17 protein-coding genes are annotated in these 16,379 nt (G+C 67.1%); 12 read left to right on the forward strand and 5 right to left on the reverse strand.

The annotated features are described in order from the left end of the window. Positions 1-26 precede the first annotated feature (26 nt). From C5B85_RS14925 to C5B85_RS14955, 7 genes are all read left to right on the forward strand, one after another. Positions 27-584 (forward strand): hypothetical protein, encoded by a 558-nt coding sequence (locus C5B85_RS14925; RefSeq protein ID WP_104286810.1) that lies wholly within the window; start codon positions 27-29, stop codon positions 582-584. After that, a complete protein-coding gene (locus C5B85_RS14930; protein WP_104286811.1) occupies positions 584-2,179 on the forward strand; it encodes a hypothetical protein in 1,596 nt (531 codons plus the stop codon). The genes C5B85_RS14925 and C5B85_RS14930 overlap by 1 nt, the downstream gene beginning before the upstream one ends. Then, entirely contained in the window at positions 2,169-3,677 is a 1,509-nt protein-coding gene (locus C5B85_RS14935) for an SCO6880 family protein (RefSeq protein WP_219819422.1), read from the forward strand. Before C5B85_RS14930 ends, C5B85_RS14935 begins: the two co-directional genes overlap by 11 nt. Continuing rightward, on the forward strand, positions 3,674-5,236 hold the full coding sequence (locus C5B85_RS14940; protein ID WP_104286812.1) for an ATP/GTP-binding protein: 1,563 nt from the start codon (positions 3,674-3,676) through the stop codon (positions 5,234-5,236). Before C5B85_RS14935 ends, C5B85_RS14940 begins: the two co-directional genes overlap by 4 nt. After that, the gene (locus tag C5B85_RS14945) at positions 5,233-6,993 is read left to right on the forward strand and encodes a type IV secretory system conjugative DNA transfer family protein (RefSeq protein ID WP_104286813.1); all 1,761 of its coding nucleotides are present in this window, start codon (positions 5,233-5,235) and stop codon (positions 6,991-6,993) included. The genes C5B85_RS14940 and C5B85_RS14945 overlap by 4 nt, the downstream gene beginning before the upstream one ends. Continuing rightward, positions 6,990-7,379 carry a DUF4913 domain-containing protein gene (locus C5B85_RS14950; protein WP_104286814.1) on the forward strand — a complete coding sequence of 130 codons (390 nt, stop codon included), beginning with the start codon at positions 6,990-6,992 and terminating at the stop codon, positions 7,377-7,379. The genes C5B85_RS14945 and C5B85_RS14950 overlap by 4 nt, the downstream gene beginning before the upstream one ends. Before the next feature lie 254 nt (positions 7,380-7,633). Beyond that, positions 7,634-8,008 carry a hypothetical protein gene (locus C5B85_RS14955; RefSeq protein ID WP_104286815.1) on the forward strand — a complete coding sequence of 125 codons (375 nt, stop codon included), beginning with the start codon at positions 7,634-7,636 and terminating at the stop codon, positions 8,006-8,008. A 152-nt stretch (positions 8,009-8,160) separates the two neighbouring features. Here C5B85_RS14955 and C5B85_RS19810 read toward each other — a convergent pair whose 3' ends face one another. The 5 genes from C5B85_RS19810 to aspS form a co-directional block, all read right to left on the reverse strand. After that, positions 8,161-8,451, reverse strand: coding sequence for a TOPRIM nucleotidyl transferase/hydrolase domain-containing protein (locus tag C5B85_RS19810; RefSeq protein WP_374953104.1), 291 nt, complete (start codon positions 8,449-8,451; stop codon positions 8,161-8,163). Further along, entirely contained in the window at positions 8,367-8,828 is a 462-nt protein-coding gene (locus C5B85_RS19815; protein ID WP_104286879.1) for an AAA family ATPase, read from the reverse strand. Before C5B85_RS19815 ends, C5B85_RS19810 begins: the two co-directional genes overlap by 85 nt. Before the next feature lie 8 nt (positions 8,829-8,836). Beyond that, positions 8,837-9,406, reverse strand: a complete 570-nt coding sequence (locus C5B85_RS14970; protein ID WP_146077975.1) for a hypothetical protein — start codon at positions 9,404-9,406, stop codon at positions 8,837-8,839. 123 nt (positions 9,407-9,529) lie between these two features. Further along, on the reverse strand, positions 9,530-9,661 hold the full coding sequence (locus tag C5B85_RS19820) for an AAA family ATPase (protein WP_104286818.1): 132 nt from the start codon (positions 9,659-9,661) through the stop codon (positions 9,530-9,532). Between the two features lie 128 nt (positions 9,662-9,789). Next, positions 9,790-11,100 carry an aspartate--tRNA(Asn) ligase gene (aspS, locus tag C5B85_RS14980; RefSeq protein ID WP_104286819.1) on the reverse strand — a complete coding sequence of 437 codons (1,311 nt, stop codon included), beginning with the start codon at positions 11,098-11,100 and terminating at the stop codon, positions 9,790-9,792. Positions 11,101-11,217: 117 nt separating this feature from the next. On the opposite strand from aspS, the gene C5B85_RS19415 reads away from it, so the two are divergent. The 5 genes from C5B85_RS19415 to ccsB are packed head-to-tail and all read left to right on the forward strand — an operon-like array spanning position 11,218 to position 16,306. Next, on the forward strand, positions 11,218-11,865 hold the full coding sequence (locus tag C5B85_RS19415) for a histidine phosphatase family protein (protein ID WP_104286820.1): 648 nt from the start codon (positions 11,218-11,220) through the stop codon (positions 11,863-11,865). Next, positions 11,862-12,500, forward strand: coding sequence for a TlpA disulfide reductase family protein (locus C5B85_RS14990; protein ID WP_258070826.1), 639 nt, complete (start codon positions 11,862-11,864; stop codon positions 12,498-12,500). The genes C5B85_RS19415 and C5B85_RS14990 overlap by 4 nt, the downstream gene beginning before the upstream one ends. A gap of 35 nt (positions 12,501-12,535) precedes the next feature. Then, on the forward strand, positions 12,536-13,423 hold the full coding sequence (locus C5B85_RS14995; protein WP_258070832.1) for a cytochrome c biogenesis protein CcdA: 888 nt from the start codon (positions 12,536-12,538) through the stop codon (positions 13,421-13,423). Then, positions 13,407-15,218, forward strand: a complete 1,812-nt coding sequence (locus C5B85_RS15000) for a cytochrome c biogenesis protein ResB (RefSeq protein ID WP_104286821.1) — start codon at positions 13,407-13,409, stop codon at positions 15,216-15,218. The genes C5B85_RS14995 and C5B85_RS15000 overlap by 17 nt, the downstream gene beginning before the upstream one ends. Further along, positions 15,215-16,306: a c-type cytochrome biogenesis protein CcsB gene (gene ccsB / locus C5B85_RS15005; protein WP_104286822.1), complete on the forward strand. Its 1,092-nt coding sequence runs from the start codon at positions 15,215-15,217 to the stop codon at positions 16,304-16,306. Before C5B85_RS15000 ends, ccsB begins: the two co-directional genes overlap by 4 nt. Positions 16,307-16,379: the final 73 nt, after the last annotated feature.

The raw sequence follows: 16,379 nt of genomic DNA on the forward strand, positions 1-16,379 counted from the left end.
CTGCGGGTGCCGATGGCTCGGAACCCATGATGCTGAGCACGTGCGGGCTCTCGGAGCTCCCGCCAGACTCAGCCGCTGACCAGTCGCGCTGGCGGCTTGCGATCGCACCGGAGACAAGCTGGCGTGATGTTGACGTGAATCTTGCCCCGAGCTCGCCTGAGGCAGGGCCAGGGGCCGTGCACGATGACGGCTTCGCCTACTGCTTCCAGCGCGCACCCGAGGGTGCCCTGTTCGCGGCGGCGAACTTCCTCGTGCAATCCAACACTCAGGGGCTTCGAGCTCCCATGTTCGACTACGCGCTTGTGGCAGGCGACCACCGCGATGCGCTTCTGGCCGACGCGGACTCGACGGGGGATGTCGTCCGCCTCCAGATCGTTGGTTATCGGATGCTCTCCTTCGACGGCGAATCAGCCAGAGTCGACGTCGCGCAGCGCGTCACGGTCGACGGGGCAACCAACTTCATCGCCGCCATCGTCGATCTCGAATGGGTGGACGGTGACTGGCGGATCCCGACCGACGGGCCGAATCCAGTGCGGATGCAGGCGCTCAGCGATGTCGGTGGCTACACGAGGTGGACCGCCTGATGGCCGACTGCGGACTTGGCGACTTCGACTGCTACTCGAAGGAGATCGCGTCGACGGTGTGGACCAGGACGAGGGAGGCGCTCCAGAACGACGTCAACGAGTGGGTTGCCGAGCAGCTCTCGACGCTCGGGACGATGTGGGTCGACGTGCCGACACCCGATCTCGGGACGACGGGAGCGCCGGCGGGGTCTGCGGTCGCCGCCCCGACCGGTGACGTCGAAACCCACCTCACCACGGTGCTCGGCTACGTGAGCTGGATCTCTGGCACCGTCGCCGTCATCGGGCTCGTGATCCTGGCCGTCATGGTGGGGCTCCGGATACGCTCCGGCGACGGGATCCCCTTCCACGGGAAACTGATCGCGGTGCTCGCGGGCGGGGTGCTCATCGCTGGCTCCTCCTCGCTGGTCTCCGCGCTCATCCCAACCGCTCCCGCCGCGTCGACGAACACGGCGACGTTCCTGCAGTCCTCAACGTGGTGGCTCGCGGGCGTATGCGCCATCGTGTCAGTCATGATCGGCGGCGCCCGCATGGCCTGGGAGCAGCGCGCCAGACCGGGGCAGGAGCTGCTGAAGAGCCTCCTCACGCTGGTCATCGTCGCCAGCGCGGGCCTGACGATCGTGTGGCTCCTGGTCCGAGCTGGGGACTCCTTCTCGACCTGGATCATCGACGAGTCACTCGACTGCGACCTCGACTCGACGCCGAACTGCTTCAAGGACAACGTCGGCGTGATGCTGGGCGCCACTGGGGGACTCGCGGCCGCAGCGGGCGGTGGCTCAGGCGCGGCGGTTGCGTCCGGGCTAGGCCACGGCCTGTTCATCGGCGTGATCGTGGGGCTCGTCTCCGTGGTGCAGGTGCTGCTGATGATCGTGCGTGGCGGGATGCTCGTCATCCTCGCCGGCATCCTCCCGCTTGCAGCTTCGGCGACGAACACCGAGCTCGGGAAGGGGTGGTTCCAGCGCTGCGTCGCCTGGCTCACCGCGTTCATCCTCTACAAGCCCGCTGCGGCGATCGTCTACGCCGCAGGCTTCCACATGAGCGGCGCAGCTCCAAGCACGGAGGGCAGTGCTGTGCTGACGACGTACACGGGCCTTGTTGTCCTCGCGTTGGCCATCGTCGCGTTGCCGGCGCTCATGCGCTTCGTCACCCCAATGGTCGGAGCACTCGCCTCGAGCGGAGGAGGCGCCGCCATCTCGAACTCGGTCGCAGATCGTGTGCCGGACGGCGCCCGCCCCAGACCTGGGAGCGGGCCCCAGGGGAGTAGCGGCTCGACTGGCGCGGCGAGGCCGGGGGCCAACCCGGCTGCGCGCCCGCCTGGCGCCACGGCACCGCGGCCACACCGGGCTCAGCCAGCCGGGTCAGCCAGTCCGATGGCCGCTCCCTCGTCAAGCGCGAGCTCCGCCAGTGCTGCTGGTGCTGCTTCCGGTGGCACAGCCGCCACGGCTGCCGCCGGGGCAGGAAAGGCCGTCGGCGGGCCGTACGTGGCGGCCGCCATCGCCGCCGTGCAGCCCCTGAAGAAGGGCATCCAGTACGGAACGGACGCCGCGATCGCGGTCGCCGAGCGGACAACAGGAGAGGACCCGAGCGGTGGTCGATAGCGCGACAACACGACAGGTGCGCACCTACGGAAACTGGCGCAGACCGACCTCAGCGGGGCTTCTCGGCCTCGGCTCGGTCGGCACGGCACTCCTGCTGGTCGGGCTGGTGCTCGTTGTCGTCGCCGTCATGATCTCCGGCATCGTCTCGGCCCTGGTCGTCGCCACCGTCATCGGCATCGCGCTGCTGCTCCTCGTCGTGCGAGATGCGCATGGGAAGAACGCGCTCGCGCGCATCGCGGCGCGCTCTGGGTGGGCACTGGCTCGAGCCAGGGGACAGGCGAGCTACCGCTCCGGCCCGATCGGCCGAGTACCGTGGGCGACGTTCCAGCTCCCCGGAATCGCGGCGCCGACCAGGCTCAGCGAGCACAGCGACTCGCACGGGCGCCCATTCGCCCTCCTCCTCACCCCCGCGGTCGGCAGCTACACCGTCGTCTTCGGAACGGAACCGGATGGCGCTGCGCTCGTAGACCAGGAGCAGATCGACTCGTGGGTGGCGGAATGGGGCCACTGGCTCTCGAGCCTCGGAGACGAGCAGGGGATCGAAGCGGCGTCGGTGACGATCGAGACCGCGCCAGACTCGGGCACGCGCCTCAGACGGGAAGTCGCCATGAACCTCGACCCGAACGCGCCAGCCTTCGCGCGTGCCGTGCTCGACGAGACTGTCGCCGACTACCCGGAGGGCTCCTCCACGGTGAAGGCCTTCGTCGCGCTCACCTTCCAAGGAGCGCTCAGAGCCGGTGGGCGGCGGCGGGCGCCCGACGAGATGGCACGCGAGCTCGCGGCGCGCCTGCCTGGCCTCACCGCCGGGCTCCAGGCGACGGGCGCCGGAGCCGCCCAACCGCTCACGGCGCAGGAGGTGTGCGAGATCGTTCGGGTCGCCTACGACCCGGCCGTGGCCGCGCTCATCGACGAGGCACACGCGGCGGGCGAGACCCCCGAGCTCAGTTGGAGTGACGTGGGCCCGGCCGCGGCACGAGCCAGTTGGGACGGCTACCGACACGACTCGGCCTACTCGACGACGTGGGCAATGACCGTCGCGCCACGAGGCAGCGTGCAGTCGAGCGTGCTCGCCCGGTTGCTCGCCCCGCACCGCGACATCGCCCGCAAACGGGTGACGCTGCTGTACCGGCCCATCGACGCGGCCCGGGCGGCGGCGCTCGTCGAAGCCGACCTCAGCGCGGCGCAGTTCCGGCAGACCTCGAGTTCGAAGCCGGCCGCGCGCGACACCCTCGCCGTTCGTGCAGCAGCGGCGACCGCGAGCGAGGAGGCATCCGGCGCTGGCCTCATCAACTTCGGGGCGCTCGTCACGGCGACCGTGCTCCACGCGGAACACGAGCTCGACGCGCGAGCCGCGGTCGACAACCTCGCCGCGACGGCACGGCTTCGGCTGAGGCCCGTCTACGGATCCCAGGACTCGGCCTTCGCCGCGGCGCTGCCGCTCGGCCTCGTCCTCAGCAAGCACCTCCGGGTGCCGAGCGAACTGCGAGAAAAACTATGAAACGAGCACGCCGACAGGCCGCGAGACCACGCAAGCCGACGCAGGCGCCGGCCCCCGAGCGGCCAGGGATGCGCGGCTGGGGCGGAATCGGCCGGGGCGCATCCACCTACGTCCAAGCACCAGACGAGTGGCGGGGCACGACCGTCCAGGTGTGCGGGCTCTGGCCCTTCGCGGTCGGCACGGGCACGCCCATGATCGGGGTCCCGCTCGGCCGGCACACCCAGACGGGCGCGACGCTGTGCTGCGACCCCATCTCGTGGTTCCAACGGGCGAAGCTCATCAGCAACCCGTCGGCGTTCATCCTCGGCAAACCGGGGCTCGGCAAGTCGTCACTTGTGCGCCGCATGGCCACGGGGCTCGCGGGCTACGGCGTCATGCCGCTGGTGCTCGGCGACCTCAAACCCGACCACGTCGACATGATCACGGCGCTCGGCGGGCAGGTCATCTCGCTTGGGCGAGGGCGCGGATACCTCAACGTGCTCGACCCGGGCGAGGCGACTGCCGCCGCGAAGACGCTCAGGGAGCACGGCTTCACCGCCGAGGCCGGCCAAGTCCTCGCCGACGCGCACGGTCGTAGGCACACGATGGTGTCAGCCCTCCTCACGATCATGCGCCTCCAGCCGCCGAGCGACCGCGAGGAGACCATCATCGACCGCGCGCTCAAGTGGCTCGACGAGCACTACGACGGGGTGCCCGTGCTCGGCGACCTTCTTGAGGTCGTGCAGGCCGGACCACCGGAAGTGCGCGCGGCTGCCCTCGATCGCGGCGACGACAGCAGGTACAAGGCCATCACGGAAGACCTCGAAGCGTCGCTCATCGGGCTCGTCGGAGGCGGTCGCCTCGGCGAGACCTTCTCCAGGCACACCACGAACCCGATGCGCCGCGACGCTCCCGTCGTGTACGACGTCTCCTCGATCGACGACTCCGACGTCGACCTGCAAGCTGCCGCGCTCCTCGCGTGCTGGTCCGCAGGGTTCGGCACCGTCAACGTCGCGAACGCGCTCGCGGACGCGGGGCTCGAGCCCCGGCGGCACTACTTCGTCATCCTCGATGAGCTCTGGCGAGCGCTGCGCGCGGGGAAAGGCATGGTCGACCGAGTCGACGCCCTCACTCGTCTCAACCGGCAGCGAGGCGTCGGCATGGCCATGATCTCCCACACCATGAGCGACCTGCTTGCGCTGCCCACGGAGTCGGAGCGGATGAAGGCGAAAGGTTTCGTGGAACGAGCGGGCATGGTCATCTGCGGCGGGCTGCCAGGGGCGGAGATGCGGCGCCTCACCTCCGCCGTCCCGCTGTCGCTTGCAGAGCAGGAGCTCCTCATCGGCTGGCAGGACCCGCCAGCCTGGGACCCCACGAGCGGCCGCGAGGCCGAACCACCCGGGCGGGGCAAGTTCCTCGTCAAGGTCGGTGGCAGGCCGGGCATCCCGATCGACGTGCAGCTCACGGCAGCAGAAGCGAGCATCAACGACACCAACAAGCTCTGGCATGAGTCGAGCCGCGTGTCCGCCTACGCACCAGAACCGACGATCAACACCGACGCTGGCCGGGAGCAGCGATGAGCGCCCCACGGAAGCGTGGCCCCGGTGGACTAGCCGCAGAAGCTCTGCTGCTCTGGGTCGCGCTCGGCACCGCCGTCATCGGCATCGGCGGGGTCAACCTCTGCGTGAGGCTCGCCGCCGAGCTGGAGAGGGCAAGCCCGGCGCTACCCGACGACGCCTTCGCGTTGTTCTTCGCAGTCCTGCGGGGGAGCATCCATTGGAGCTCGACCGCGTCTCTGCTCGCGGTAGTTCTTGGTGCTGGCCTCGCACTCGCTGCCGTGGCCATCGTCCTGACCGTCCGCGGGCGTCGAACAGGACACCGCAGACTCGACCGAGCGGCGACCATGCTGGGTCACGGGAAGGAAATCGCGTCCATCGGCGCTCGCGGGGCACGCACCAGCAGCCAGCGCCTCGGAGTCGAAGGGCCCATCGGCGTGCAGCTCGGCACGAGCATTCCCGGCGGCTCACCCGTCTACGGCGGGTGGGAGGACATGCAGATCAACGTCAGCGGACCGCGCACCGGCAAGTCGACCGCCTTCGCTATCCCCGCCATCGTAGAGGCGCCTGGGGCGGTTATCGTCACCTCCAACAAGCGCGACGTCCTGGATGCGACCCGGGGCATGCGCGCCGCCTCGGGTCGTGTGTGGGTGTTCGACCCGCAGGCCGTGGCAGGCGAGGGCCCCGCCTGGTGGTGGGATCCCCTGAGTTATGTGACCGACGAGATCCAGGCTGGCAAGCTCGCCGACCACTTCGCGAGCGGTTCGAGAGAACCAGGTGCCAGGTCCGACGCGTTCTTCGACCCCGCTGCCAAGGACCTCCTCGCGGCGCTCCTGCTTGCCGGCGCGCTCGCGGGCAAGCCCATCACGGAGGTGTACCGGTGGGTGACCAGGCCGGGCGACGACGAGGCCGTCGGCATCCTGCAGGACGCCGGATACCGTCTCGTCGCCGACCAGCTCGAAGGTGTCATCGGCGCCCCGGAACGGCAACGCGGCGGCATCTACGGCACCGCCCAGCAGATGGCCTCGTGCTTGACCAGCAGGGCACTCGCGCCATGGATCACCCCGGCAGCGGACCGTGACGCTCGGCCGCAGTTCGACCCCCACGAGTTCGTGCGTGGCACGGACACGCTCTACTCACTCTCCCGCGAGGGGCAGGGAACCGCCGGTCCGCTTGTCACCGCACTCACCGTCGCCGTGGCCGAGGCGGCCGAGGAGCTGGCGTCCGCTTCGCCGTCCGGGCGGCTCAAGCGTCCGCTGCTCGGCGTCCTCGACGAGGCCGCGAACGTCTGCCGCTGGCGCAACCTCCCCGACCTCTACAGCCACTACGGCTCGAGAGGCATCGTGCTCATCACCATCCTGCAGTCCTGGTCGCAGGGCGTCGAGGTCTGGGGCGAGGGCGGCATGCGCAAGCTGTGGTCGGCGGCGAACATCAAGGTCTACGGCGGCGGCGTGAGCGAAGCCGCGTTCCTCGACGAGCTCTCGAAACTCGTCGGCGACCACGACCGCGAGCTCTCCTCGCTGAGCTACGGACGAGGCCACAGAACCGTCTCGAAACAACTCCACCGGGAACGGATCCTCGACGTGGCCGAACTCGCAGCCCTCCCGCGTGGGCGCGCGCTTGTGCTCGCATCCGGATGCCGCCCGACCCTCATCAAGACCAGGGCGTGGATGCAGGGGCCGTACGCAACGCGCATCCGCGCGTCCCTCGCGGACCACGGGCCAGGCAGGGGCGACGGGCCCGAACAGGAGTCGCCCGCGCCGGAGAGGGCACCGCGATGATCGCGGAAGGCGCTCCGACAAGCGCCGACGATGCTTCGTCGCGTCAGTTCGAGTGCCTCGACGACTTCGTCCGAAAGTTCGTCGGCCGTTCCTGCGCACGCCGAGTGGATGGACGCACGCGCGTCTGGTCGGCCCGCTGGTGGGACTCACCGGAGGCCGTACTACGCCTCGGCGGGCTCTGGGAGGCGTGGGAGGAACTGAAGGACGTGCCAGGCGGCGCTTCGCTCTGGTTCCGAGATCACGCCGACTACCACCTTGCGGTGCTCTTCAGCCCGGACGGGCCGTTCGAGTCGAGCCCGGACGTGCGCGACAGCACGAGCCGCCGCGGCGACGACCTGCCATGCGCGCCGCCCCCGCCCGGCCACGAGGTGACGCGACGCGGCTGAGTCGCACTGGGCAGTGCGTCTGTCTGGCAATACCCATTGCCTGCATACGTCTAGAGGGGTGGACAAGGTTGTGCAACGATCAGACTTGATGAAAAGACTTCGCCGCCAGGAGGGAACGAGGCGTCAATGGTGCTGGTTGAAGGTGCAAAACACACCAAAGTCGTCATCGGCGAGGCCAGGACCGTGGTGCCGAGGCACAGCGAGATCAACGAGCGGACCGCAAGAGCAATCTTGAGGCAGATGGGAGTCCAACGATGAACGTGACCGCAAGGGCGACTCGCTCCGGACAATGGTGGGCCGTGGAAGTGCCTGAGGTGCTCGGGCTGTTCACTCAGGTCAAGCGTCTTGAACACGTCGCGGCCCAGGTCGCGGATGCGGTCGAGGTCCTCGAAGGCATTTCAGCCAGTTCAGTCCGTGTAGCTGTTCTCCCGGTTCTGGACGCTGACGTGAACGACGTTGTACACGACGCCAGGGACGCGGCAACGACTGCGGCGGAGGCCCAATCCATTGCGTCGCACAGCATGCGGTCTGCGGTCGCACGACTCCGCGACGAGCACCTCACCATGCGGGACATCGCAACCGTGCTCGGCATCAGTCATCAGCGCGTCTCGCAGCTCGCACGTTCATAGTCCGGCCGCGAGGCGACCCGACTTCGCAGCGTGAACGCGTGGCCACACGCAACAGAGCCGCCCGCGATCGCTCGCGGACGGCTCTGAGCCGCTAACTCACGAGTGCTCCGGCAGCTATCAGGATTTCAAGTACGGCACCGCTAGGCGGCGTCTTACATTGTTGCGCGGCTAGACGATACGTCAACCTCGGTAAGTTCACGCATCTCGCCTGTAGATCTGAGCTTCTGGGTCCTAGTGGCGATGGCGCGCTGGTCTACCCCAGAGTTGTTGTCCCATACAACCAATGTGGGGATGCCGAAGGCGTCGAGGACACTATGGGCAAGAAAAAGGTCCGACTTACCTCGGACGGTTGCGGTCGTCACGCCGATGACATCGAAGTCGCGCAGGTGTGAGCTCGCCCCGTGAATGATGGCGGCATCGTCAGCGCCTTCGCATAAGTCCACAGCCGAGGCAAAAGGGCCTCGCGGAGATCCTGCAAGATCAGCTTCGACCACCGACCGCTGACATTCCAGGTTGAAGACATCTGGGGTGAGACTCGATCGGCAATAGTCTGACGATCCGTCGAAGAAACGGTGAACGTACCCTCCGCGTCTCTCGTGACGCGGCGGACTTCGTGAAACTCGTACGGGTCGACGAAATAGAGGCTGTGAGTAGCGTAGGCGACTTGGAGGCGACGCTCGTTCTCTGTAGCCAGACGACGGAGTACCGACGCGAACGCTCTTGCCTGTGTCGGGTGCTGGAAGAGTTCAGGCTCCTCGATGGCCAGAAAGAGTGTCCCGTCTGACGAGCTAGCTGCTGAGTGCTTTGCCAGTACTTGCAGGCTCGCGACTAGAACGGCTCGCTGAAACCGTGCCCCTGGTTTCCCAGAGCTGTTTCGACGATGCGGTCTAGGACCTTCACGTCAACGCGGGCTCGAGGTGGCGTGTAAGTCGATCCTTGCGGTTTGAGGACGAGACGTCGACCGACCGTGAACATACCGATACTCGATGACAGTTCATCAGACAAGGTCTCGAGTTTTGGACCGAGGTGCTGGGCATTGATCTCGTCGTGTTTGTTCGTCACCTCCTCAGCCAAGGCTTCAAGCGCATCTTCGGCAGCCTTCCGATCCAGTGCGCGTGACAGGATCTCGCCGATGATGGTCTTGCTGGAATCCTCGGCCTCGTCGTTTGCTCGGAGGTCCGCATCCACGAAAATGAAGTTGAAGATGCGAGCAATCGCACCTTGGCCGGCAAAACCGAACATTTGTGAGTCAGACGTATATACCGTCTCCAGGCGTTCGGGGTGCTCCACTTCCCAGGACGCAAGCGCTGCCAGGATGGCGGGCTTCGTTGATGCGGCTCCACTGGCGCCGAAGTGTGAAGGTCTCAGACTGAGGCGGTGCGTAGCGGGGGTGAGCACCTCGCGGTCGGTGTCACTCAGATCCCTAAATTCGACCGTGACCTCGATAGTACGGCCGGTCGCCTTCGTCGTTCCGCCGAAGCAGTCGCTCGCGGATAGGCTTTCCTTCGCACCATTGAACAGCTAATCAGGGGCGCGAAGAACGGTGGATTTCCCGGCCCCGTTGGGGCCGATGAAGCTCGTGATTTCATTGAAATCAATCGTCGCTTCCTCGATGCAACGGAAATTTTTTACGCCGATGCGGTTTATTTGCACTGGTTCCCCCGGCTCTTATGTAACACGGTACCGCTATTCGTGAATCTAGCGCAGTCATGCCGGGGGTATCGAACGAAAATGCCCCTCAGGGCACCGATGTGGCATCTGAAGGGCATTCAGGAAAGGGCTTACGGCTGCAGGCGGTTCGGGCCGCGGAACAGGTACGTGACCTCGCGAAGCGTCGTCTGGTGCAGCATGAGCATCAGGATGCGCGCAAAGCCCATGCCGAACCCACCGTGGGGCGGTGCGCCGTAGCGGAAGAAGTCGAGGTAGAAGCCGAGCTCGTCGACCTCCATGCCCTTCTGCTTCGCCTGCTCCTCGAGCACGTCCACACGGTGCTCACGCTGGGCGCCCGTCGAGATCTCGACGCCGTTCCAGATGAGGTCGTAGCTCTTCGTGAGCGACTCGTCGCCCTCGTGACGCATGTGGTAGAACGGGCGGATCGACGCGGGGTAGTCCGTGAGGAACACGAATTCGTGACCGAACGTCTCCTGCACGTGGGCCGCGATCTGACGCTCGCCCTCGGGGTCGAGGTCGAGGTCGTTGCGCTCCAGCTTGTGGCCACGCGCCTCGACGATCTCGCGCGCCTCGAGCAGCGGGATACGCGGGAACGGCGACGATGGAACGACGATGTCGACGTCGAAGAGCGCCTTGATCTCCTCGCCGTGCGCATCCTTGACCGCCTGCAGGCCGGCAACCATGAGCTGCTCCTGCATCTGCATGACGTCCTCGTGCGACTCGATCCAGCTCACCTCGGCGTCGATGCCGGTGAACTCGGTCGCGTGGCGCGACGTGAACGACGGGTCGGCGCGGAACACTGGCCCGATCTCGAAGATCTTCCCGAGGCCGGAGCTCATCGCCATCTGCTTGAAGAACTGCGGGCTCTGCGCGAGGTAGGCGCTCGTCTCGAAGTAGTCGACCTTGAAGAGCTCCGCCTTCGACTCGGAAGCCGATGCCATGAGCTTCGGCGTGAAGAGCTCGACGTAGCCGTTCTCGACCCAGTACGTGCGGAATGCGTGCGCAAACGTCGTCTGGATGCGGAAGATGAGGGCGTTGCGCGGGATGCGCAGGTCGAGGAAGCGCCAGTCGAGGCGCTTGTCGATCGACGTGTCCTCGGCGATGGGCGTCTCGGGGAGTGCGGCGGTCTCGACGACGATCTCGTCGACCTTGACCTCGAGCCCGCCGAGCTTGACGCGCTCGTCGGCCTTCTTCTGGCCGCGCACGGAGATGAAGCTGCCCTGTGCGAGCCCGGAGATCGTGTCGGAGATCGCCTCGCGGCCCTCGGCGCGCGGGTTCACGAGCTGGACGGCACCGCTCTCGTCACGAAGGACGACGAACTGCACCTTCTTCTGGTCTCGGACCGTATCGACCCACCCCTGCACAAGCACGGGGCCGTCTTCGAGCGTGGAAAGGGAGGAGATGAGGGCGCGATCAGTCACCTCGCAAGGGTACCCGAGGCGCAGGCGCGTGCGAGCGGGAAGAGAACAAGGGACAGCTTGGGTCGCGGATGCGCATCCTGTGCCGCAGTGTCGGTGGCGGTTCGTAGACTGGTGCGCATGGCGGCACAGCGAATCCACCTCGTTCGCCACGGCGAGGTCGAAAACCCCAACGGGCTCCTCTACGGGCGGCTCCCGGGCTTCGGGCTCTCCGAGCTCGGCGCCCGCATGGCCCGCGTCACCGCGGAGGACCTGCACGCTCGAGCGGTACCCGCGACGCGCCTCGTCGTCTCGCCGCTGCAGCGCACTCGGGAGTCCGCCGCGCCCATCGCAGAGCTGTTCGGGCTCGAGCCGGTCATCGACGAACGCGTCATCGAGCCGACGAATGCTTTCGAGGGCCGGCGGATGACGGGCAAGTACGGCGCCCTGCGTCGCCCGGGATCGTGGCCCAAGCTCGTCAACCCCCTGCGTCCCAGCTGGGGCGAGGCGTACACATCGATCGTTGCTCGCATGCGCGAGGCGGTGCTCGACGGGGCCGAGCTCGCCGACGGCGGCGATGTTATCGTGGTCACTCACCAGCTGCCGATCTGGATGGTGCATCGCGCGCTCTCGAAGGAGCCGCTCGCGCACAACCCGAAGCACAGGCGATGCTCGCTCTCGAGCATCACGACGCTGGAGTACCACCCCGCAACCGGCTTCGTGGAAGCCGACTACCGCGAACCGGCGGCGCACGAACTCGGCGCCGCCACCGATGAGGGAGCCGTGTGACCATCCGCTCAGAGAGCGTGAAGACACAGCGCTTTCCCCGAACCCTTCGCGTGGCCCTCGCATCGGCTGGCGTTGCCACGATGCTGCTGCTGTCTGCGTGCTCGGGAGACGAGCCGCTCCCCGACGTCACGTGGGAAGACGGCGGATCCGGCACTGTCGCGAGCGACGGCAGCTACGAGATCTTCCCCGAGGGCGAGCGCCAGGCGCCGATCGAGTTCGGCGGCGTCACCGAGTTCGGTGATGAGCTCTCCAGCGAAGACCTCGTTGGCTCGGTCACCGTCGTGAACTTCTGGTACGCGTCCTGCCCACCGTGCCGCCTCGAGGCGCCGGACCTGCAGGCCGCTTGGGAAGAGCACCAAGATGACGGCGTGGAGTTCGTGGGGGTCAACATCTACGACCAGGCCGCGACGGCCAAGACGTTTGCCGAGAAACAGGGCATCACGTACCCGTCGATCCTCGACGTCGACGACGCGAGCGTGCGTCTCGCGTTCGCCGACAACGTGCCGCCGCAGGCCATCCCGTCGACGCTCGTGCTCGACGCTGAGGGCCGCGTGGCATCCGTCATCCGCGGCCCCATCGACCCGTCGATCCTCAGATCGATGATCACCGACACCCTCGCAGAGAGCAGCAAGTGACCACTGCCCTGCTCGCATCCTCCGCACTGACCGCAATCGCACCAGGAGCCGCTGCCGGCAACGCGGTCGGCGAGACCATCGTCAGTGGGCAGCTGCTCGTGGCGATCCCGCTCGCGCTCCTCGCGGGCCTCATCTCGTTCGCGTCGCCCTGCGTGCTCCCAGTCGTGCCCGGCTACCTCGGGCTCGTCGGCGCCGTGGCGCAGGATGCGCCTGCGAAGGTGTCCGCGCGGACATCAGTCGGCACAGCCGCTTCAGGCACTGTCGGCGCTGGGCAATCCCCTCGCCCCTCAGCCGCTCCGGCGACAGAGGGCCAGGCGAAACCGCGTCTGCTCACGCGCTTCACCACAGGGCGCGGACGGGTCGCGTTCGGCGCGACCCTCTTCGTGCTCGGGTTCTCGGTTATCTACGTCGCGTTCGGCGCTGCATCGGGCTTGCTCGGCAAGTGGTTCTGGCTCTACCAGGACATCATCACTCCAATTCTTGGTGTGCTTGTGATCCTGATGGGCGTCGTGTTCATCGGCCAGGTGTCGTTCATGCAGCGCACAGCCCGCATGAAGTTCGCGCCATCCGGGCTTCTGGGTGCACCGCTTCTTGGCATAGTCTTCGGCGTCGGCTGGGCACCATGCTTGGGGCCGACGTTGATCGCCATCAACTCACTTGGCTACCAGTTCGGTGACCCTGGTCGAAGTGCCTTGCTGGCATTCTTCTACTGCCTGGGGCTTGGGGTGCCGTTCATTCTTGTTGCGTTGGGCTTCGGCAAGGTGACTACAAGCGTCAACTGGGTCCGCAAGCACATCCGCACGATCAACCTCATCGGCGGCGGCATCCTCATCCTTATCGGACTCCTCATGGTCATCGGCATCTGGCAGCACTTCATGTCCGCGTTCGCGGCGACGATCGGCGGCTATGTCCCGGCCCTCTGACCACTTCGACGCGGGCAAGGACGGCTTCGAGGCCCGCGATCGCGAAGCGAAGAAGTCCACGTCCGGTGGCGCCCGCGCGACGATGCCGAACAAGCCAGGAGGCGCCCAGAAGCCGGGACGCGCATCCGCGCTCGTGGCCTGGCTGCGCACCGCCTGGCGCCAGCTCACGAGCATGCGCACGGCGCTCCTGCTGCTCCTGCTCCTCGCGATCGCGGCCATACCCGGCTCGCTCGTGCCGCAGCGTTCGAGCGACCCGAATGGCGTCATCGTCTACCAGGATCAGTACCCGGACATCGCGCCGTTCCTCGACGACATCGGCATGTTCGACGTCTACAGCTCGCCGTGGTTCACAGCCATCTACCTGCTGCTGTTCGTGTCGCTCATCGGCTGCATCATCCCGCGCATCAAGCACCACTGGGATGCGCTGCGCTCGAAGCCACCCAAGACCCCGGCACGCCTTTCACGGCTCGACGCCTACTCGATGCAGGTGCTCGACGCTTCCCTCGACCCGAAGCGCGGCGCCGTCATCGACGAAGCCGCGAAGGTGCTGCGCGACAAGAAGTACCGCACCGTCATCTTCGACGACGGGAAGCGGGGCGTCTCCGTCTCTGCGGAGCGTGGCTACATGCGGGAGACCGGCAACCTCGTCTTCCACTCGGCCATGGTCGGCATCATCGTCGCCGTGGGCATCGGGGGCGGCTTCACCTGGTCAGGGCAGCGCGTGCTCGTCGAGGGCCAGACCTTCGTGAACGGGCTCGTCAGCTACTCCTCCTTCAACCCTGGCCGGTTCTTCACGCCGGACGTGCTCGCGCCGTTCTCCATGCGCCTCGACTCGTTCGACATCACGTACGAGGAAGAGAACCAGAACGCCATCGGGCAGGCCACCGATTACGCGGCGAACGTGACCGTCAACACGCCTGGGGGTGAGCCTCAGACGGAGACGGTCCGTGTCAACGACCCCCTCCGGTTCGCGGGCACCGACAGCTACCTCCTCGGGAACGGCTACGCCCCCGAGATCACAGTGCGCGACCCGCAGGGGAACGCCGTCTTCTCCGATTTCGTGCCGTTCCTCCCGCAGGATTCGTTCCTGACCTCGATGGGCGTCGTGAAGGTTCCGGATGGGCTCGACGAGCAGATCGGAATGCTCGGCTTCTTCTACCCGTCGGCCGTCGAACTCGAATCGGGCGCGCTCACCTCGAACCACCCCGATCTGAGAGACCCGATGCTGACGCTCAACGTCTACTCGGGCGACCTCGGCCTCGACGAGGGAGTGCCGCGGTCCGTCTACACGCTTGACACCGACACGCTCACGCCGATCGCGGCGCGCGACCTCGACTTCAAGCCGATCGAACTGCGACCAGGCGAGACCGCCGAGCTGCCCAATGGGCTCGGCACGATCGAACTCGGCGAGGTGCCCCGCTACGCGTCCTTCGACGTGCACGAAGACCCCACCCAGATCCCGGTCCTCATCTTCGCGATCCTCATCATCGGTGGGCTCTTCACGTCGCTGCTCGTGCCACGGCGACGCCTCTGGGTGAAGGCCACCACGCGCGCTGACGGCACAGTCCTCGTCGAGTACGCCGGTCTCGCCCGCGGAGACGACCCGCAGCTGGCCGCCGCCGTCAACGATCTCCTCGACGTTCACACGAGAAAAATCGTAGGCTTAGCCGAACCTGCGTCGCCGGCCCGCGACTCCGGGGTCGCCAAACGCCCAGAGCCCACCTCAGGCTCCGGATCCGGCGCCGACAGCCAAGGCGCGTCGCTCGCCTCTTCTCCCACTCAGGAAGCTCCATGATCGAAACGCTGTCCAGCTGGTCGAACCTGCTCCTCTACATCTCCATGGCGGTGTATTCGGTCGCCTTCATCGCGTTCGCTATGGACCTGGCGGGTCGCAGCGCACGGGCGGCCGAACGCTCGCAGCGCCAGTCGGCGGTCGGCGCGACCGCAGCACGCCGGGGCGCGCTTGTCGGGGCCGGTGCCGCGGCATCAGCGAGCGTCGACAACGAGGAGGCCCGCGCTCGGGAGCTCTCCGAGCCTGCGAGCTACACCGTCGAGGACCCATCGAGCTCCGTCTCGCTCGCGTCCACGCGCACCGAGTCGGGCGACGCGTGGCGCGACACCCGCGCGACGCCGTCGCTGCGCATCGCCATGTGGCTCACCATCGCCGCATTTGTCGTGCAGCTCGCCGCGACCACCCTCCGCGGCATCGCCGCCGAGCGTGTGCCGTGGTCGAACATGTTCGAGTTCTCGATGACCTCGACCCTGCTCATCGTGCTGGTCTTCCTCCTCGCCCGCTTCTGGGCTGACGTGCGCTTCCTCGGCACCTTCATCACCGGCTTCACGGTCATCACGCTCGGCATCGCAACGCTCGGCTTCTACGTCGACGTGGTGCCGCTCGCCCCCGCGCTGCAGTCGGTGTGGCTTGTCATCCACGTCTTCGTCGCGTCCCTCGCGACAGGGTGCCTTGCCATCGGAGCCGGACTGAGCGTCGCGCAGCTCCTGCAGACGCGTCGAGTTGCCCGCGTTCGCGCCGGCCTCCCGACGAAACTGAACATGCTGTCGGCGCTTCCCGACGCGGTCCGCCTCGAGAACCTCGCCTACCGCATCAACATCGTCGGCTTCATCCTGTGGACCTTCACCCTCATGGCGGGCGCCGTCTGGGCAGAGCGGGCGTGGGGTCGGTACTGGGGCTGGGACACCAAGGAAGTGTGGACCTTCATCATCTGGGTGGTCTACGCCGGCTACATCCACGCCCGCGCGACCCGCGGCTGGCGCGGCACGCCGTCCGCCTGGCTCGCCGTCGCCGGCTTCGCCACTGTCATGTTCAACTTTGGCATCGTCAACGTCTTCTTCAAGGGACTGCACGCCTACTCGGGCCTGTAGGCGGCACGCACGCACGCACGCACGCCCATGCCCTCGCCCTCAGCAGCGTGGGTGTCGGGCCGGAACGGTCGGA

Source organism: Pseudoclavibacter sp. AY1F1 (genome assembly GCF_002931075.1).
Classification (GTDB): Bacteria; Actinomycetota; Actinomycetes; order Actinomycetales; family Microbacteriaceae; genus Pseudoclavibacter.